Consider the following 20,091-nt stretch of genomic DNA (forward strand, 5'->3'; position numbering starts at 1 on the left):
TTCTATATTAAGCGATTTAGGAGTTAATTAGGTTGAGGGTTGTGGGTTAATTTTCAAGTCTTTAAAAAGTAAATACGCAAGAGCCATAAAGAACCACATTACAACGATAAACAATGCACTGGTAGTGAAAAAGACCAAGGTCATAGTTATAAGTGATAGCCAATATTTCTTCACACATAAAAAATAGACAAAAGGGACCATAAAGATTGCCCCACCTATCAACCCTGTTGATACAAATGCTTCAATAAAGCCGTTTTGAGTAGAGATAACTGTAAAGCTGTTTGTGACATCATAATGGTAAATACCCTCTATGCTGTTACCTATTCCCGTGCCAGTCATATTGTTTTCGAGTACTAATTTTAGCTTTGTGAAGGAATCAAAAATCCGCGTATTTGATGAGCCATCTGTGCCACTAAACACCCCCATTAATCGCTTCAATAAAGCAGAATCCGGATTCAGCAGTATAAGAGCAGGAAGAGCAATAGAAATAAATACTACACTTCTAATTTTAGCCCGAATACTCCCACTCAATATCTTATAAGCTATTAGAATAACGATTGAAGCTATTCCTGCAATAGAATACGTAAAAAACAAAGCGGATAATATTAATAACCACTTCCTCTTAGTAATTATCGAAACTCTATTCACTATTTCAAAAGAAATAATCAAACCTATACATGCCACCATAAACCAGGAGTACCATGAAGGCTCTTCAAACACTCCACCAAACCTAGTGTAAAACGTATAGTCATAAACATTGAGCCATTCTTGTCTAGATGATTGATCGCCATGTGGTACCAAATTCAAAAATGGAGCTTTATTGAGATAAAATAGAGCAACAAATACAAGCTGGACAATGCTGTGAAAAATAACGATAGATAGCAAAGCGCCAATAGCTTGGAACTGCTCCTCCTTACTTTTCAGCCATAGTGGCAGGCATAATAGTAAAGCCATTGACACCAATATCCGCAAACCAGTCCCTAGAAAACCTGTTACTGTAAAGTAGTCTTCATAAATTAGACCTAAAGAAGAAATTAGCGATACCAGTACCCAAACTAAAAAAACTACATTAAAGTCATTAATGACCACACTTCTGAACTTTAATAGCGATATAAATATAAATAGCATAGCCCCAAAGTCAGCAACTGATAAAGGCCCTACAAGTCTTAGTGTATACAGTGACAAAAGTAGCGTTAGGATGAAAAATATTGGTTTAGTATTAATGGGCATATCTAGCCTTCACAGAGCTTCATCTAAAACTTTTAACTGTATTATGTAATAATCTAAAAAATGGCAAACAATGTTGAAAAGCAATTAATACCTGTTTTCTTTTAGAGCTATGAGGGAGCTCTTTTGATTTATTAATAAAGTACTTAGCAAGCCCATATCTTTGTTGTGAAATAGCTTTTAATGCGTTCGCAATATATAGATTTAATTTAGCAATTTGATAATCATCATAATTATCGTTATCTTCAGCTAGCAAATTATAGCAAGAAGCTAACTTTGCAACCTGCGACTTAACTTTTTCCTCAGGTACATGCTTTTGCGATACACTCCATGAACCAACAGCATCTACTCGATAAACAACTGTTACATCAGGAAGATATAAAGCTCCTTGGGGCTTAGAACCATTTATTTGGATAAAAATATCACCAACAGGAGCGCTTTCAAACCAACTTGGTAAGCTCTCCATCACGCTTCTTCGCATGAAAATACTGGCAGTAGGAATCAAAGCTCCACCACCTATAATAATGTCACTAAACGAAAAAACTTTTACTTTTTCGTTATAATTAGCGGTTTTATTTACTTGTCCATTAGGAGCTAATGTATAAGCTGATGTAAAACACAGTTTTAAGTCAGGGCATGCAAGTAAACCCTCTAATTGCTTTTGTAACTTTAGTTCATCAACCCAAAAATCATCTCCTTCACATAAAGCAATGTATTCACCACTACTTTTTCTGAATGCAATATTTTCTACTTTAACATTACCCTTAGAGTATTGGTTTTCTGTTTGGTAGATAACTTTGACGATACTTGGATAGCTCTGCTCATACGCTTTTAATATATCGCTTGTTTTATCAGTAGATGCATCATCATGAATTATTATTTCAAAAGCGTATTCTGTCTTTTGAGCAAGAAATGAGTTTATAGCGTCGGCGATGTAATCTTGTTGATTAAAACAAGTACAAATTATACTGATATATGTTTTATCAACATGCTTCCAAAATGATTTTATCTCTTGCTCTGTTGGCAGGGGGGTTAGTTCTTTAAACATGTCAGACCTTGAACCATATCCACTGAAAAGCAAGGAATGTTACATACACCCATTACATCTAACCTTTCTGCAAATGAATCATCAATAAAGATTGCGTTTTTTTCTGTTATAAATTGAGACTTAGGTGCACCATCTGTTATATGAATAACTTGATCAAAAAGCTGGGAAAGCCTCATATTTTTTAAGGTTTGATGGATATCGTCCGCATGACGTGTGATTAAAACCACTTTAATATTTTTATTTATACACTGATAAATGAATTGCACTAATTTGTCGTTGACTTTATCACCGAAAATTAAACAATCATCAAAGTCAGTATAAAGGACATTAAAATTTAAGTTTATATCAAACTGATATGCTAAATTTCTAAAAAGCTTAATTTCCAAATTATTTTTTAAAGCTTTTACTGGAATACCATTTGAGATAAAAAGCGACATTTCGGCAAAATTAATACCGTTCATTCTGCTCGTGATCATTGATCCAGCGATTCGAGTTGCAACTTCTAGTAAACAAAGTTCACCGAGCGAATCTTTTTTCACTTGAAAAAACCAAGCTCCTTGGAGTTTTAAAGATTTGTTTATTTTCTCAGCGAATGAATAAAATAAACTATTGTCATTTACTAATTCTGTCTCCGTTGCAATACCGTTTCTCATAGCATTGCGCTTTCTGGCTTGAGCATATTGAAGCTGGTTATCTGCATCACTGATACAGTCAACAGTGAACTCTTCTCCTGGTAAATATTCACAAAGAATATCATCCTCGGTAACATCTAGAAGTTCACTCGCTTTCGTTATAAGTTTTGTTCCAACACTTCCTTGCCCAATATTAGGTTTTACGAAAACAGGAAATGACTCTACTTCATTCTTTGAAAGATATGTTTTTGGGACTTTGACGACCTTTTCTAGCGCTTTGTAAGTTAGAGACTTTGATCTGCATACTTTATTTGTTTCGTAGCTTGAACTGATCACTTGTGCACCTAATGAGTCAGCAAACTCACTTAATTTTAAAGATGCTGAATCATGCGCTGGAAAAATATGAGTAATCCCATTTTCTTTAATTAAGCTAGTAATTACATCTATAAAATCAGGCTCATCAATAAATGGAATACCTACAATGTGACGAGCACGAGGGATCTCAGTAAAGCAATCAATACCATTAGCACCATAAAGCTCTACACCTTTTACAACAGATAATGATCTGACAATTTCTTGCGCAACTTCAGTACCACTAGGTACAACTAACACCCTATTCATCGCCAAAAAGTTTCCTCATAATGTATTGCTTTATCTATTTCTTCTTGAGTAGGTAATTTCTGCCAGTCACCGTAGCGGCTTTCTAAAAACTTTTCAGGCTCTGTAGGGGCGCGAAATTTAAATTCTTCAAAATCGATATATTCTGTTTGTGTGAACAAAGTTGGTTGATAATAAATTCGACCAGCATCGGTGTAATACTTACCTTCACTAGAGTTCGCACGTAAACTTAGTATTGCGAAGCCAAGCTTCTTGATAAAATTAGATTTTTTTGCAAAAGATTTACGAATTAGCCAGCTTGATACTTTAGTGAAAAGCTTATGGGTTTTAAACTTAAAAGCATTATCAGGCAAACAGTAAAATGGATAAATATCCACACATAGGCCAATATCTTCTCTACTCATGGTGTGGTTATAAACATCCCATTCAGTCTCTTTTGAAGTCGTTTTTGTTGATTTGTCAGTTACCCTTAAAACCCAGTCAAAGTAATCATCTGATGCAAGTGAAAGAAAATGGTATTTAGATATTTTGCTTAAAACCTGAATTGCCTTTTTCTGGTAAGTTGCGGGAATAGCTATATCGAAATCATCATCCCAAGGGATAAAACCTGAATGACGAACAGCACCAAGCAATGTTCCATATGTAAGGATGTAAGGTATCTTGTGCTCATCTAGAGTTTTTGTAATATCAACAGCCATAGTAAGTAACTGCTTACGGATATCTTCACTGCTTAATTTAGAGTCCATATGTTACTCGCTATAGTTCAGTTGTTTAATAATTTCAATTGCATCATTTAGACTTTTTTGAACTTTATCCAAGTCATTTTTCTTTAATTCAGCTATTAAAGTTTTGATTTCAGAGGTTGAGATACTTTTAGTTCTTGGTAAATATACAACTTCGCATAATGATTTAAGAGAATCAAAACGTCCCTCCCAATCGTCTCCCATTGCAAAAACATCTACATTATACTTTTTAATATCAGTCTCTTTTTGTTCCCACGAATGCTCTGGAATTACTAAATCTACAAATTTACATGACGAAAGTATTTCAGCTCTTTCTTGATATGAGAAAAACGAACTTTTGCCTTTACCTTTGTTAAATTCATCAGATGAAAGACCAACAATAAGCTTATCTCCCAACTTTGAAAGCCTCTCAAGAAGTCTTACATGTCCAACATGGAACAGATCGAATGTTCCGTAAGTTAATATGACTTTCACTTTTTCCCCCCACGACTATTCAAAATCGTATCAATAACTCTTTGCTGTTGTTCCAAAGTAAGATCAGCATGAATTGGTAAACATAAAACTCTATTAGAAATATCTTTAGCTATTGGCGTATCTGAATATTCACTTTTGAACACTTCAAATTCACTTACAATCGGATAAAAATAGCGTCTAGCAAAGATATTATTTTCTTCTAACTTTAGGGCTAGTGTATCTCGGTCAATTCCAAATTTATCCACATCAATAATTATTGGGAAATATGAATGATTAAGGCTGACCTCATGATTGATTCGCAATGTCGATAGGCCAGAAACATTTACGAGACTTTGTTGATATAGAGCTGCAATTTCAGAGCGTCTTTCAATTGCAGCATCAACTTTTTTCAATGATGCCAACCCAAATGCTGCTTGAATCTCATTTAATTTTGCATTCATACCACATGCTTTAATTACAGTCTCCGATTCAAAGCCAAAGTTTTTCAATTGGTCTAATTTATCTTTTTCTTCTTGGCTTTTACAAATCACAGCACCACCTTCTATTGTTGAATATGTTTTCGTAGCGTGAAAACTCAAAATAGACAGATCTCCATAATTTAAAATTGATTGCTCTCTTTCTTTTACACCAAACGCATGTGCTGCATCATAAATAACTTTAAGATCATATTTTTTCGCGATAGCAGCAATCGTCTGATTATCACAGGGGGTACCATAAACATGCACCGGTAAAATTGCACATGTATTATCTGTTATTGCTGCTTCAATACAACTAGGATCCAAGTTCATGGTTACTGGATCAATATCCACAAATACTGGTTTTAAGTCATTCCACATAATTGCATGTGCGGTGGCTGCAAAAGTGTATGGTGTTGTTATTACCTCACCTTTTAATTCTAACGATTGAAGAGCTGTTATTAGTGCAAGTGTCCCATTTGAAAATAAACTGATATAAGGCACACCTAAATACTCACAAAGCTTTTTCTCTAACTGTTGATGATATATGCCGTTATTAGTCAACCATTTACGATCCCAGATATCTTCTAAGTAAGGAATCACTTCTTTCAATGGTGGAAGCAATGGTGAAGTTACCGTAATTTTATCCATTTAAGTTAAACCTTTCTTCGTAAGATAATATTTAGAATTTGCGTGTACAAATCTCGTTGAAAGACCCTTGCTGAGGCAATATATATTAGCGGCATAGTTATTAATAAAAGAAACAACTGCATGTAGCTATTTAAGAGGAGTACAGAAACGATACTTGTGACAATAAAATATGAGCATAAAGCACTCAACGCAACCATCAACCAAATAGGCGCCAGTGCATTTAGTTGATCACGTATTTTAAGCTTACTAAATTGACCTGTATAATATGAATTAATAAAAAAAGCTAAATATGTATGGATAAGCATCCCTATACAAATAGCCTTAATACCAAAAGGTATTGTTATAAATAATATTAAAACAATGAATGCTTTTTTTATAACTTCAAGCTTTAAAAAAATATCTGAACGACCTTTGACCTGTAATAAGTTTAAATTAATAGCATGGATAGGATACAACATAAAAGTGAAACTCAAGATCGTAAGTAAATCTGCGGCTTGTAACCAGTCATCTCCTAGTACAACTTTAATAAACGGCTTTGCAATGATACCTAACCCAGCCATAAGCGGAAAAATAACAAAAGCAGCCATTCGTAGCGTTAACTTGTAGCTGTATTCAAACTTGTCAGTTTCACTTTGTATATTACTTAACATAGGATAAGTAACTCTTTGGACTATCGTGGTGAAAGTCATTGCAGGAACACTAGCAAGTTGATTCGCTTGAGTAAAAATACCCACTTGAGTTGGGTTAAATTGTTTACCTATGATTAACTGATATATATTTTTAAACAAAGTATCGAGCATTGCCGCAAGCAATAATTTGTAACCGAAACCAAATAAATAACTGAATGACTGTATATTAAATGAACTTTTAGGTAACCAGGGATGAAATATATTTAATAACACCATTGTTAAGAATGAGTTTATTAGTATTTGATAAACTAAAGCCCAAACTCCATAGTCAAAGTAAGCTAAAGTAATAGATACTACACTACTAATAAATACAGCTGACAAAGAAGCTTTTGCTTGAGTTTTAAAGTCCATTTTAATCGTCAATTTAGCTTTTTGAACCAGCGTAAAACTATTGATAATTATAGATAAACCTAAAACTTTAATTAGAGCTTCAAGCTCTGGCTGCTCAAAGAAAACAGCTATCTGATTTGCGCCTATAAATAAAGCTAAATAACAAAGTAAAGCAACTAAAATGTTAAATTGGAAAGCAGTTGAAAAATCAATTTCTGTGCGTTCTTTTAGCCTAATTAAAGCCGAACTGAAGCCACTATCAGATATCACCTGGCTTATGGCAATAAAAACGGTGAGAATACCAATTAAACCAAAAGCATCGGGCCCTAAAAGACGGGCAAGTAACAACATTACGATTAGTTGAATAGCTTGAACACCCAACCTTTCTAGAGCACTCCACTTCAACCCATTTACTGCTGTTTTCATATATCTTTTAGTAAGCCTGAAAGATATTGCCCGTAGCCGTTCTTAGAAAATAGTTTTGCACGCTCTTTAATACAATCAGCAGAAAGCCAACCATTATTAAAAGCTATCTCCTCTAAACAGGCTATTTTATAACCTTGTCGTTTTTCAATTGTTTCAACAAAGCTTGCTGCCTCTAATAGGCTTTCATGAGTACCAGTATCTAACCAAGCAAAACCACGCCCAAGGATTTCAACGTTAAGTTTATTTTTTTGAAGATACATTTCATTAAGTGTTGTTATTTCTAGCTCACCACGATGAGAAGGCTCAACTTTTTTTGCTGCTTCAACCACTGAGTTATCATAAAAATATAACCCTGTTACCGCATAGTGAGACTTCGGCTTTGCTGGTTTTTCTTCAATTGAAATTGCCTTTTGCTCATCATCAAACTCTACAACGCCAAAGCGTTCAGGATCTTTAACTTGATAACCAAAAACAGTTGCACCATTACCATTTTTAGCATTCTCAACAGCATGCTTAAGTTTAGGGGAAAAACCTTGCCCATAAAAAATATTATCCCCTAATACCAAGCATACATCATCATTTCCAATAAACTGCTCACCTAAGATAAATGCTTGAGCTAGCCCGTCAGGAGTGGGTTGGACAGAATAGCTAAGTTTGATACCAAACTGCTCACCAGTCCCAAGTAAACGATGAAATGAGTCTCTATCTTCAGGTGTAGTGATTAAGAGAATTTCACGTATCCCTGCTAACATTAAAACTGATAAAGGGTAATAGACCATTGGTTTATCGTATATTGGTAGTAACTGCTTTGATACCCCCATAGTAATAGGGTAAAGTCGAGTACCTGAGCCACCCGCTAAGATTATGCCTTTCATTATTAACTATTCCCTTTTAATTGACCAAGGCGCTCACGCTTATAAGAGCCATCTTGAACACTCTTACACCAAGACTGATTATTTAGGTACCACTTAACCGTTTTTAAAAGGCCTGTTTCGAATGTTTCTTCTGGTTTCCATCCCAGATCCGAGTGAATTTTTGAGGCATCAATAGCATAGCGTTTATCATGCCCCGGTCTGTCTGCAACAAAAACAATCTGTTCCGAATATTTCTTTTCTTTTGGAACAAGGTTATCCAGTATTCCACAAATACTCTGGACAACTTCTAAGTTTTTCTTTTCATTATGACCACCAATATTGTATGTTTCACCAACTTGCCCTTTTGTTACAACTTCATATAGAGCCCGAGCGTGATCTTCAACATACAACCAATCTCGAATTTGGTTCCCTTCCCCATATACAGGTAAAGGCTTACCTTCTAAAGCGTTTAAAATAACTAATGGGATTAATTTTTCAGGAAAATGGTATGGTCCATAGTTATTTGAACAGTTAGTTATTACAACAGGTAAACCGTATGTTCTTAACCAAGCCCTAACAAGGTGATCGCTTGATGCCTTTGATGCAGAATACGGGCTACTTGGAGCGTACGAAGTCTCTTCAGTAAAAAGAGGAAGTACATCTTCACAATTAGGCTCCTCAAAATCGTCTGGGTGTGGCAAATCTCCATATACTTCGTCTGTTGATATGTGATGAAATTTAAAAGAATCTCTCTTATCTTTATCAAGGGTCGATGTGTATTCTCTTGCTACTTCTAGCAATGTATACGTGCCTAATATATTGGTTTGAATGAACTCTGACGGACCAGTAATTGATCTATCAACATGGCTCTCTGCGGCCAAGTGCATTACAACATCAGGCTGATAAGCTTTGAAAATACGCTGCATCTCTTTATGATTACATATGTCATGACATTCAAAAGAATAGCGCTCACTTTCTTCGATATCTTTCAAAGATTCCAAGTTGCCTGCATAGGTTAATTTATCAACATTGATAACTGAATCAGTTGTATTATTTATAATATGACGGACTAGTGCAGAGCCAATAAACCCAGCACCACCTGTTACTAATATGTTCACAAAAACCTCTAAGCTAAGACTTTATCTTTTATCATTAAGATTTACGGCGATTATTTGATATATAAAAGCGTATTAAAACTATAAAAACACCGATTACGCCGGCAAAAAATGTGCTTACAATAACTATTAAAGCTCGTTTAGGTTTTAATTTCTCTTCGGGAACAAGAGCTGGATCGATAGTCTTGAAAACATACTCATCTCTGACGTTAGCAAACATTATCGTTTTCGCCTGCTCCTCTACTAATTTATATAAAACGACTCGAATATCAGCTACATTAGTTTTTTCAATTTGTGCCATTAAAAACTCAGTGCTCTTCGTTGCTTCAATTACATCACGCTTTTTCATGGTAAGATTAATATCTTCTATTAACCAATTTACCCATTGTTGAGCAATGAACGGAGAAAAATGCTCCACAGCAATAATTATCATGCCTGAGTCTGGATCTTTTGTAGCACTGACTATTTTTATAAATTCTTTATAAGCTTCCTGAGTTGATGGTTTTGGTTTAAATGGGAACTCTACTTTTCTGACCCATTTTTGATCCACTTCATCATAAATATTTTTATCATAGATAACTGTATTATCGATGGAGTTCCATGATTCGATCGCCATTAAATCAGGCATAATACTGTGCTTTTCAATAAACTCAGAAATGAACTTTCGTGACTTGAGTATAGCTAAAGCAAGATCAGTATTATTGGAACCTGAATCCCCCAAGTTAACGCCAGCCAAACTAGCTAGACCACCAAACTGACCTGCTAAAGCACTTAAGCCGTTTGACTGCTGTTGCTCAGCTGGCGCCAGCAATGCCTCAGAGCGATATATATTTGGTTGGTAAATAGCATAAACCACTGATAATAAAGATAAAACAAATGTTACCGTTATAATCAGCCACTTCCCATTCATTATTACCAAGAACAAGTCATATAAATCTATCTCACCATCTATTCGACTATGATTATCAGACGCAAAATTTTCTTTCATATTTATCTCAATTGAAGCTGCTGAATTAAACTAAGCTACTAAACATGCATAGCTTATATACTACTAATTGCAGCTAAAGCTACACCTAACTGATAAACAATCTGCGTTGCTGTGCTCCACAGTGTTAGGTTATCCATATAGTCAGAGTTCATAGGGACAACAATAGTATCGCCAGCCTCTAATAACTTAGAGTCATTCACAGCGAACCAAGTGCCAGTATTTGGTATAGTCACAGAACCATTTGCTTTGATTATATAAATACGATCCTCAGCAGCGCGCTCCTTTAAACCACCACTAAGATCAATATATTGATCAACACTGACTCCAGGCTTAAATAAATGAGAAGTAGTATAGTTCACTTCGCCTATTACACTGATTGAATCACGCTGACTTGGGACATAAAGCGTATCACCATTTTGTAACACTAGATTTTGTTTATTCTCTGCAATGAGAGGTAAGTCAATGACAAGCCTTCCTACTGCTTCAACATTAGCTAAATCAAGCAAGAGCTTATTCATTTCATCATAAGATAAGCGGATACTGCTAACTGACTTTTCGAAGCTTTTTGTAGCAATATCTCTTCGTAAGTCTTCAGCTAGTTTAGCTAATTGCATTTGCTCTTGTTGACGAATCGATTCACGAGTAAAAATAGCAGCATCGGGCTCAGCAAATTCAGAAAAGCCACCCGCACGTTCAAGTAAGTTGGTTAATGTTTCTCCACGACGAATGGTATAAACACCAGGAAATTTAACTTCACCTTTTAGCTCAACTTTTACGTTTTCTTGCCAGTTAGGAATAGAGAAAATATTTATACTATCTTTACTTCTAAGAGTTTTATTTTCAACTTTGGTACCCAACATAGCCTGAGCTAGATTAAATTTGATGTGTTCAACTTTAGAGCCTTCCCCCGCAACAACACGAGTTATTTCAGCTTGCTCAGTGTAAGCAGACTCCAACAAACCTCCAGCTGCAGAAATTAGTTCATTAACTTCACTACCTACAGTTAAAGGGTAAATACCCGGATAGGTTACATGACCATTGATTTCAACTAGCTGCATTGCATTATGCACTGAAGCCTGCTGCTTTAGCTTTGCAATAATAGGCTTTAATAAAGTGTATCGACTAAAAGCAGCATAATCCTCTGGCTTTAGCTCTACCTCTTCTTCTTTTGCTTTTCTTTTTGAAATTTCCGCAATGCTTAGCTCTTCTTCTTCCTCTTTTTTAAAAGGATCATCAGCTTTTAAAACACCTACATACCTTTCAAACTCTTTTCTCTGATATTCGTGCCACTGCTTTACTTTGACTTGCTGCTGCTGTTGTTCAACAGTTAGGGCCATGTTGGCAAGCGCGGCTTCTTCAGCTTGTTTTTCTTGGAAACGACTAAAAACAAAAAGTTTATCATTTGCTTTTAGTTCTAAATCATGTTGTTTTGCTTTAACTATTGCTTGGGCAATATCGAATTGATAAACCTCAATATCGCCAGAAATGTTAATTTCTCGAACAAGTAAGCCATAGCCTAAATCAGCTTGAGGAAGCAGGTCACCACGTACGGAAGTTAGAACATCAGAAATGTGCTTACCTTCATACCATTGATAATGACCAGGTCGAGCAACTGCACCAATTAGGCTAATACTGTTTTGGTATTGTAAACTGACAGGGTTAAAACGAATGCGGTCGCCATCGCGAGGAATATAATTAATTTGATTTCCGCTAAAGTCCACTGATAATACTTCTTTCATGTTATTGTTATTGAAGCGTTCAACAATTGCTTTTTTAGCGTAAGCTTGCGGTTTTAAACCACCCGCCATTTTTAATAACTGTGCTGCTTTTTCACCTTTTTTTAGCTCAAAAATAGCAGGACGTTTTACTAAGCCTTCAACAGCGACTTGAGAACCAACTGATGGGATGAACACGACATCACCCGGCTTTAAAATAATATCGTTACTGCTATCACCATTAATCAATAAATCATATAAATCAAAATTAGCAACAACTTTGCCGGCACGCTTTACTTGAATATTTCGTAAAGACGCTATATCTGACACACCACCGCTTACAAAAAGGGCGTGCGAAACTGTCGCAAGAGAGGAAACACTATAGCTACCTGGTTTATATGCTTCACCCAAAACAAGGATGCGAATACTGCGTAATCGACCAACGGAGATAAACGCTTTAACGCCAATCACTTCTTGCTCAACTTTAGCTTTGATGAGTTCTTTAACCTCAATAAAGGTTAATCCTGCTACCTGTACAGGGCTTAAGTTTGGAATATTAATTCGGCCCTCTCGATCAACAACCAGATCGTAACTTTCACTTTCTTTGCCGTAAAAGTTAACTGTTAGCTCATCTCCACGACCAATTAAGTAGGTATCAGGAACGGCCGCATTTTCTGTTGGCATGAATGAAGTTGGTTCGCCTGCAAAAATATCATAGCCAAAAGGCTCTACTTCACTTTCTTTGGGAGCGAAACGTTCTTCATCGGTTAGCGGCTCTTTTTCTTTATCTAAACGAGGTTGAATGGTTGATTCAGTTTCTATTGGCTCTTCGTCAGAAGATTTACCTGTAATCGTAGATAAATCGACTCCATACTGTCTTGCAAGCGCTTCTTGTTGAGCCTTTGGGAGCTTTTTGAATTGCTCAATTTGAGCTGCAGTAGGAGTAAATGCCAATACCGATGAAGTGGTTAGAAACAAAAAAGTAAGGAATAATCTTTTAAATAACATCACAAGTAGGGATATCCATAGTTCTACAGTCAAAAAGATTGTGTATTCTACCTGAAACTCAAGGAAATAAAAAAGGGACTTTCGCCCCTTTTTGTCATTAAATTGTCAACAAAACGATTTATTTAGTTAAAAACTGTAAACTAGCGTTAGTGACGTTTCTGTATCTGTGTTTTCTTTATCATCCGCAACGTCTGAGTTGTGAGTGATGTTGTAAGCTACTTTCATTTGTAGTGAGCCGTTGATTTTGGCAAGAATTGCAGACTCTGAACGCGTTTTAGTATTGGTATCACCATATTCAACTGATACTAACTGAGTAAAACGTGCGCTGTCTGAAATCTGCCAGTTATAATCAACTTTACCTAACGCGATAACTTCACCTTCGCGCTCGCCGGCAAGTGAATTACCGTTGTCATCAACTTCAGTGCTGTCATCAGGGTATTGGAAATACTTATAACCCGGACCGATTTCAGCGTTTAACCACATATCAGAACGGTCGATTACGCGTAAACCATAACCTGCTGAGATTACTGATTCGTTGCGATATGCACCAAAGTAATCAGATACGTGCGAGCCGTAGATGAATAAGTGTGAGTGCTTTTCGTTTAACTTGTAGTTACCTTGTGCAGAGATTGAGTACTTTTCGTTAGTACGTTGTGTTTCTTTAACACCGTCGTCGTTTTCGATCTCATCTTCTTTATAAAGACCGTCTAACTTGTACTCGTTATTCCAGTTTTCTAGGTTATGTAAAACCTTAACACCACCTTTTAGTGTTGTTGTTTCGGTGTTACCACTTGTAATAATGGCACCTAGTTCACTGGTTACATCCCAAGTTTTAGTTTCATCTGCTGCGAATGCGCTAGTTGCAGCACTTGCTGCAACTAGAATTGATAAAGCTTTTAATTTCATTAAAAAATAACCTTTACTACTTGTGATTAATCTTCTTTATGCAAATGAACATCCATTTGCGGGAATGGGATCGTGATATTTGCGTCATCTAGTGCGATCTTAATGTTTTCCATTAGATCGAAATACGTTGGCCAATAATCTGATGAATTAACCCACGGGCGAACTACAAAGTTCACACTTGAATCTGCAAGCTCAGACACAGCGACTGTGTATGCTGGATCTTTTAATAAACGAGTTTCTTTATCTAATACTGATTTAAGAACTGCTTTTGCTTCTTTAAGGTCTGCATCGTAACCCACACCAATTACTAAATCGATACGACGAGTTGATTCACGAGAGAAGTTTGTAATTGGGCTGCCCATGATTGATGAGTTAGGCATGATAATTACTTTATTATCTGGTGTACGTAATTCTGTAGAGAAAATTTCGATTTTCTTAACAGTACCCGCTTTACCACCGGCTTCTACATAGTCACCTGATTTGAAAGGGCGAAGTAGGATGATTAAAACACCTGAAGCAAAGTTAGACAGTGAACCTTGAAGTGCTAGACCTACAGCTAAACCAGCCGCACCTAAAATAGCAATGAATGATGTTGTCTCAATGCCAAGTTGAGATAGTGCCATTAAGATAGTTGCTGCAAAAACAATAGCATAAACAATGCTTGCTACAAATGAACCTACGGCTTTGTCTACTTTCTTTTTATCAAATGCTTTTTCAGTCATCCCTTCGCAAAATTTTGCGATACGACCACCGATGAAGAAAATGATTAGCGCAAGAACAGCCTGAACGGCGTAATGTATGATTAAACCTGAATTCTCATTGATCCAGTTCATTATAGTATCCATATTCTCTCCTGAAGTTCATTTTTAGCATAACGCTGTTCAAATTATATATGATCTTTGGTTAAAAAATCATTAAATTACAGCCAAACTAAAAAATGAGTAATTGCTCAATTGCAAAAGTCGCAAGTCTAAATACCGAAACTGAACACTAACTGACTAAACCTGCTTTTCTGAATTTTCTGAAGCAAGTAAGTTTTTTTTACTTTTTTTAATTTAGGGGGTTCACAAGCCTAAGTTAATTATGTAATATGCGCGCCACACCAAACGAGGTGTATCTCAGTGGCGGCTGTAGCTCAGTTGGTAGAGCCCCGGATTGTGATTCCGGTTGTCGTGGGTTCAAGCCCCATCAGTCGCCCCACTTCTCCCCCTTAGTAAATCCCTATATTTTCCTAAATATTTTTTATTTTGAATTTCAAGATTTATCTTTAAAACCTGTTTTCAGATCTAAAAGCCGTCAGCTTTGGCTGTTCGGGTTTGTTTGTGGTTCAATATTTCTTTTGCACAAAGAGAAGTGAATGAGGAAACCACAATATTACTTTCTCTTAAGCGAAGCGCTCTCTTATCCTCTTTGTGAATAAAAGTGGTTTACTCTGTGTAACGAGAACCTTAAATTTCAAACAAAAAAATGCCACCTTTCGGTGGCATTACACACGGGATTATTTCTATTTACTAGAAATGCTTTTCAAAGTTCAAGGCGGTGCATTTTACGCCCAACCTCAAACTCATAATTACTTCCAACTTTTCATCTTGTGGCCTTTAACAGCATAGAAAAGTATGAATAAATAACAAGGCAACATCACAATATAAGCCATTTGTTGTGCTTCTGCGCTTTTTACGCCGCCACTTGCTAGGCCCCAAAATAATGGGCCGAATGCGCCACCAGCTATACCCATAATAAGTAGACCAGAGCCTACACTAGTTAGCTTGCCTAAACCAGATAATGCGAGCGGCCAAACTGCAGGCCAAACAATCGCATTAGCAAAGCCTAGCACAGCAATGAGCAATAAGGTATCAGGTAGTACCGATTTTAGGCCAAATAATGTTGATATAAATACAGTTTCATTACTACCAGTGACTATCGCTAGGGTTAACACACAGCCCAATACCGCTGAAATAGTTAACGCGGTTTGTTGTGACAACACTCGTGGGATAAGTAACACCCCTAAAAAGTAACCAAGCACCATACAACCCATAGTGTATGACGTCATAACACTATATTTTTCAACACCTAATGACAACGCAAAGCTACCAATGGTATCGCCTGCGATGACTTCAACGGCTACATAAACAAAAAGGGCCACAATCCCTAGCGCAAGACTCGGATGGCTCAGCGCTTCTTTTACCTGCCCCGGCTTTTGTTCATCTACATCATCAATTAACTCTGGCAATGGCATTTTGGTAACTGCAAAGCCGAGTATACCAATAAAAATAGCCATCCCTAAATACGGTAAAATTAAGCCGTTGGCCATGGCATCAACTTCTGTTTGGCTAAGTTCTTTACCTACAAAGCCTTCAAAATCGCTGAGTATCAGTGCGGTAAACACGATTGGTGCCACAACACCGGCCGTTTTATTTAATATACCCATAATACTGACGCGAGCCGCGGCTGATTCTTCAGGGCCGATTCTGACTACGTATGGGTTAACCGCTGTTTGCAATAATGTTTGCCCAGCCCCCATAACAAGCTGTGCAAATAAAAACAGTGCAAACACTTGTGTTTTTGCCGCAGGGATAAACAGTAAACCTGCCACCATCATGGTTGCCATACCCAGCGCCATACCATTTTTATAACCTACCTTTCTGATGATCATCGCCGAAGGTAGAGCCGTAAAAGTCACGGCGATATAAAACGAGAAAATGATCAGCGATGCCTGAAATGGTGAAAGCTGCAAAATTTGCTGTAAAAATGGCATCAGTGAGCCATTTAACCACGTAGCAAAACCCAGTATAAAAAACAGCGTGGCAACAATCGCCATGGGCACTACACTGCTTTGTTTATTTATTTCAGACATAACATTTCCTATAACAGCACAGTTCGACTCTACAGCGCTGCTCATTCAGATGATTATATAAAAGAGATATTAAATATTTATAACACTATCGCAACAAAAATGACAGCGCTGACATATTTCTTTTAAATACCGTAGGTGTGAAATTTATTTCGCATGATGAGTTTGGATTAGCCGTCAGCTTTCAGCTATCAGTTTTGAGCGAACGGTGTTGTTTGGTTGTAATACGTTCCCTCTTCAGATAGATGTTGAATGCAAGGCGCGCCAAGCAAGCGTGACGCCTAAGATGTATGGGGAGTTTTAACGCCGAACAGGTTTGAGCTATTCACGGCTAAAGCCGTTCCTACGAAATAAAAATGACGCCTACACTTTACTGCAGGCGTCACATTTATTTATCGCAAAAAATTACTCACCCACAACGGTCACGCGGCTGGTTTGCTGTGCGTTTAAACGGGTGCGTAGCGCAACTTTTGCATTGTTATCAACCTTCACAGGCTCGGCATAAGTTTGCCAGCTTTGGCCGTTGTCTAAGCTGTATTCAATCCTCAAATATGCAAATGCGCTGTTGGCATACAACTTACCATCTTCAATCACACCGCCAGGTACTGGTAAATGCAGGTTGATGCCGTCTTTAGCTAGTTTCTCAAGCTCTTTTAAGCCAACTGCACTTGAAAACTCCGCCCAGTCTTTTGCTTGTTTTTTACTATCGACGTTTTCGCCTTCCCAATCGGCTTTATGCCATGCGCGCTCTGCCACTGACAGAATACGCGGGAAGATCATTGCTAATACTTGCTCTTCAGTACGGATTGTTTCTGACCATACCTGTCCTTGCATACCCAGAATGTTCTCTGGCTTTTCAAGTTTAGGTAACGGGCGGCCCACCAACGCTTCTAAATTAACAATTGGCTCACGAGTGCGGGTGTAATCAGCATTGGCATACACGTCATCTGGCATATAGTTAAAGGCCTTTTTAGTATCTGTGTAACGAGTTGCCCAGTAATAACCGCGCTCTTCAGGGCTTGCTTCGTATGGGTGGTCAAAGTACAAATGCGTACCGTGTGATAACACCACTTGGTAACCAGCATTTGCTAGGCGGTATGCTCTATCGGCAACGCCCCATTCCCAAATGTTATCCCAAGTATTAACGGTAAAGGTTTTGTTAGGGAACTCATCTCGTTTAAACGAATTTTCACGGTCATACATGATGCCATCTTCCCAAATCCCCGGAGAAATACCGCGTTTTTCAAGTAAGGTAGCAACACGTTGTGTGAAATAAGGTTTTAAATCAGCCGGGCCAGCTACACCGTTATTAGGATCAGCAAATAACGCCTGACAGATTGGCGAGCCTATCCACGAACCTGCTCCAACTTCATCACCACCAATATGCAGGTTCTTTAGCTGCACACCTGCTTCGCGGTACATCTGCTGAAGTTCATAAGTTACTTTATCTAAAAATGCGTAGGTTGAGTCCATACACACATTCATTGAGTTATCTTTGTAGTTTTGTACCGTCATGTACACAGAGGTATCTTTAGGGTCGGTAAGCAAGTATTGCGTTGCTGGCCCCATATCTATGTGTTGAATTTCTTTGTTTGCAGAGCGCGTTTTAATATTGTTTTTAGCGGCTTTCTCAGCTTCTTCTAACATGTTGTGATAACGTGCTTCCATCGCTTTGATTGAAGCACGCGCATGACCTGGCCCTTCAACTTCAGGGATGATTTGAATGTGGCGGTCTTTCGCAAACTTTAATAGCTCAACAAACTCATCACGTTTCAAATAACCATTACCTGAGCCTGATTTAAACGGCCCAGTGCCAAGTTGAGTTAATAAACACTCGCGCTCTTCTAAATCAAAGCAGCGATAGCCGCCAACGTCGGTAAGCTCTGGTAGACCTGGGATCTCAAGTCGCCAGCCTTCATCTTCTGAAAAGTGCCAGTGTAGCTTATTCATTTTATAGCGAGCCATTTGCTCAACCAGCTTGAACATTGCTTCTTTGCCATGATAGTTACGACCATTATCGTAATGCATACCACGCCAACCATAACGCGGTGAGTCTTCAAGTTCTAACTGCGGTAAGCTGGCACTGCCTTGGCTATTTGCAGGAATGAGGTTTAATAAGCTTTGCATCGCATAAAACACACCGGCGTTATCGCTACCTACAATGGTGATCACTTCATCATCAATCTCTAGGGTGTAGCTTTCTGCTTTTGCATTATTGAGTTTAGGGTCGACTTTTAAGCGTATTACTTTGTCTTTGCCAACATTGATATGATCAGGCTGTGCTTTAAGGCTAATGCCATAGTCATCTTGTAAGTCTTGCATAAACACCATAACTTCGTGCTTAAGCTGGCCTTGATAACTGATTTGCCAATTATTGTTTAACGTTGCGCTACCACGATTAAAATCGACTTTACGAGGCTTAGGAATAATACGCTTTAAAGCATCCTCTTTACTAATCGACACCTTATCTGTGCTATTACGCTCGAAGCGTACTTTTGCCGTTGCTAAAACCGATAAATCTTTTGGCTCATTGTAACGGCGTAACTGATTCTCACGGGTAAATGGCGTCACAAACTGTTTAAAGTCTTCTGTGTCGGTATTAGCAAATACGGCTGGTTTATTCTTACCCGAAACAAAAAATGCCCGTGGCATAAAGTCACTATAAGCAACAATCCATACTTGCGCATCGAACGGCAGCTCTAAACTTTTACCTGCTGCTAAACCTTTAAAAGAGCTCGTTGGTACGATGCGGTGCAAGTCACCATTAACGTGTTCAATGTTTAGGCCCGCAACATGTTCGGTTGAGATTTTACGAACTGAGTGAATATAAAGCTGCCAGTCGCTCTCGCCCGCAGGTAACGCCACATCAGAGCCATTATTAAGAGTAATTTTTCCTAAAAAGCCCGCATCTTTATTACGAAAGTTATCTTCTACCGAAAACAACAGTTCGGTACCTTTCGCAAACTGATCAACTTGTGATTGAGTTAATGCTGCACTAGCCATTAAAGGCGCAGTCGCTAGCATTACCGCGAATAGTGACTTCTTAAAATCCATTACTTTCTCCTCGTTTAAGCCCTGAGTGTACGGTATTTCTGCGTACTATTTTTCATTTTTGTTAATAATTCGTTCCTATCATATAAAAACTAAAATGACAGCGCTATCATTTTATGAAAAATAAAGGTGAGGAGTTAGAAGCTTTAAGCCATAGCTGTAAGTTTGAAGCCGAATTGTGTTGTTTGTTGGTAAGGCGTTAATCCACCGAAAGAGTGTTGAATGTAAGACGCGCCAAGCAAGCGTGACGCCTACGTGGTAGGAGGCGTTTTAACGCCGAATAGATTTGACCTATTCACGGCTAAAGCCG

General features: G+C 37.7%; 15 protein-coding genes and 1 tRNA gene. 1 reads left to right on the top strand and 15 read right to left on the bottom strand.

The genetic code is table 11. The features are described from left to right. Window positions 1-27: 27 nt before the first annotated feature. The 13 genes from CWC02_RS18465 to CWC02_RS18525 all read right to left on the bottom strand — a co-directional run bounded on the left by CWC02_RS18465 (window position 28) and on the right by CWC02_RS18525 (window position 14,724). The gene (locus CWC02_RS18465; RefSeq protein ID WP_138619717.1) at window positions 28-1,230 is read right to left on the bottom strand and encodes an O-antigen ligase family protein; all 1,203 of its coding nucleotides are present in this window, start codon (window positions 1,228-1,230) and stop codon (window positions 28-30) included. 19 nt (window positions 1,231-1,249) lie between these two features. Beyond that, window positions 1,250-2,275 carry a glycosyltransferase family 2 protein gene (locus CWC02_RS18470; RefSeq protein ID WP_138619718.1) on the bottom strand — a complete coding sequence of 342 codons (1,026 nt, stop codon included), beginning with the start codon at window positions 2,273-2,275 and terminating at the stop codon, window positions 1,250-1,252. Next, window positions 2,260-3,528, bottom strand: coding sequence for an ATP-grasp domain-containing protein (locus CWC02_RS18475; RefSeq protein ID WP_138619719.1), 1,269 nt, complete (start codon window positions 3,526-3,528; stop codon window positions 2,260-2,262). The genes CWC02_RS18470 and CWC02_RS18475 overlap by 16 nt, the downstream gene beginning before the upstream one ends. Beyond that, window positions 3,525-4,271 carry a LicD family protein gene (locus CWC02_RS18480; RefSeq protein ID WP_138619720.1) on the bottom strand — a complete coding sequence of 249 codons (747 nt, stop codon included), beginning with the start codon at window positions 4,269-4,271 and terminating at the stop codon, window positions 3,525-3,527. The genes CWC02_RS18475 and CWC02_RS18480 overlap by 4 nt, the downstream gene beginning before the upstream one ends. A 3-nt stretch (window positions 4,272-4,274) precedes the next feature. After that, the gene (tagD, locus tag CWC02_RS18485; protein WP_138619721.1) at window positions 4,275-4,742 is read right to left on the bottom strand and encodes a glycerol-3-phosphate cytidylyltransferase; all 468 of its coding nucleotides are present in this window, start codon (window positions 4,740-4,742) and stop codon (window positions 4,275-4,277) included. Beyond that, complete coding sequence (locus tag CWC02_RS18490) at window positions 4,739-5,848, bottom strand: DegT/DnrJ/EryC1/StrS family aminotransferase (protein WP_138619722.1); 1,110 nt, start codon at window positions 5,846-5,848, stop codon at window positions 4,739-4,741. Before CWC02_RS18490 ends, tagD begins: the two co-directional genes overlap by 4 nt. Before the next feature lie 5 nt (window positions 5,849-5,853). Continuing rightward, window positions 5,854-7,293, bottom strand: coding sequence for a lipopolysaccharide biosynthesis protein (locus CWC02_RS18495; RefSeq protein WP_138619723.1), 1,440 nt, complete (start codon window positions 7,291-7,293; stop codon window positions 5,854-5,856). Beyond that, window positions 7,290-8,168, bottom strand: coding sequence for a glucose-1-phosphate thymidylyltransferase RfbA (gene rfbA / locus CWC02_RS18500; RefSeq protein ID WP_138619724.1), 879 nt, complete (start codon window positions 8,166-8,168; stop codon window positions 7,290-7,292). The genes CWC02_RS18495 and rfbA overlap by 4 nt, the downstream gene beginning before the upstream one ends. Before the next feature lie 2 nt (window positions 8,169-8,170). After that, the gene (gene rfbB, locus CWC02_RS18505; RefSeq protein ID WP_138619725.1) at window positions 8,171-9,265 is read right to left on the bottom strand and encodes a dTDP-glucose 4,6-dehydratase; all 1,095 of its coding nucleotides are present in this window, start codon (window positions 9,263-9,265) and stop codon (window positions 8,171-8,173) included. Between the two features lie 34 nt (window positions 9,266-9,299). Then, complete coding sequence (locus CWC02_RS18510) at window positions 9,300-10,250, bottom strand: Wzz/FepE/Etk N-terminal domain-containing protein (RefSeq protein ID WP_138619726.1); 951 nt, start codon at window positions 10,248-10,250, stop codon at window positions 9,300-9,302. Window positions 10,251-10,303: 53 nt separating this feature from the next. Beyond that, on the bottom strand, window positions 10,304-12,973 hold the full coding sequence (locus CWC02_RS18515; protein ID WP_138619732.1) for an SLBB domain-containing protein: 2,670 nt from the start codon (window positions 12,971-12,973) through the stop codon (window positions 10,304-10,306). 126 nt (window positions 12,974-13,099) lie between these two features. Further along, window positions 13,100-13,879 carry a DUF481 domain-containing protein gene (locus CWC02_RS18520; RefSeq protein WP_138619727.1) on the bottom strand — a complete coding sequence of 260 codons (780 nt, stop codon included), beginning with the start codon at window positions 13,877-13,879 and terminating at the stop codon, window positions 13,100-13,102. Between the two features lie 26 nt (window positions 13,880-13,905). Beyond that, entirely contained in the window at window positions 13,906-14,724 is an 819-nt protein-coding gene (locus CWC02_RS18525) for a mechanosensitive ion channel family protein (RefSeq protein ID WP_054552509.1), read from the bottom strand. Between the two features lie 279 nt (window positions 14,725-15,003). Here CWC02_RS18525 and CWC02_RS18530 point away from each other — a divergent pair. After that, window positions 15,004-15,079, top strand: a tRNA-His gene (locus tag CWC02_RS18530). A 370-nt stretch (window positions 15,080-15,449) separates the two neighbouring features. On the opposite strand, the gene nagP is transcribed toward CWC02_RS18530, so the two are convergent. Further along, complete coding sequence (gene nagP, locus CWC02_RS18535) at window positions 15,450-16,733, bottom strand: N-acetylglucosamine MFS transporter NagP (protein ID WP_138619728.1); 1,284 nt, start codon at window positions 16,731-16,733, stop codon at window positions 15,450-15,452. Window positions 16,734-17,135: 402 nt separating this feature from the next. Beyond that, window positions 17,136-19,784, bottom strand: a complete 2,649-nt coding sequence (locus CWC02_RS18540) for a beta-N-acetylhexosaminidase (RefSeq protein ID WP_138619729.1) — start codon at window positions 19,782-19,784, stop codon at window positions 17,136-17,138. Window positions 19,785-20,091 lie beyond the last annotated feature (307 nt).

Origin of the sequence: Pseudoalteromonas sp. S2721 (genome assembly GCF_005887425.1) — a bacterium.
Lineage (GTDB): Bacteria > Pseudomonadota > Gammaproteobacteria > Enterobacterales > Alteromonadaceae > Pseudoalteromonas > Pseudoalteromonas simplex.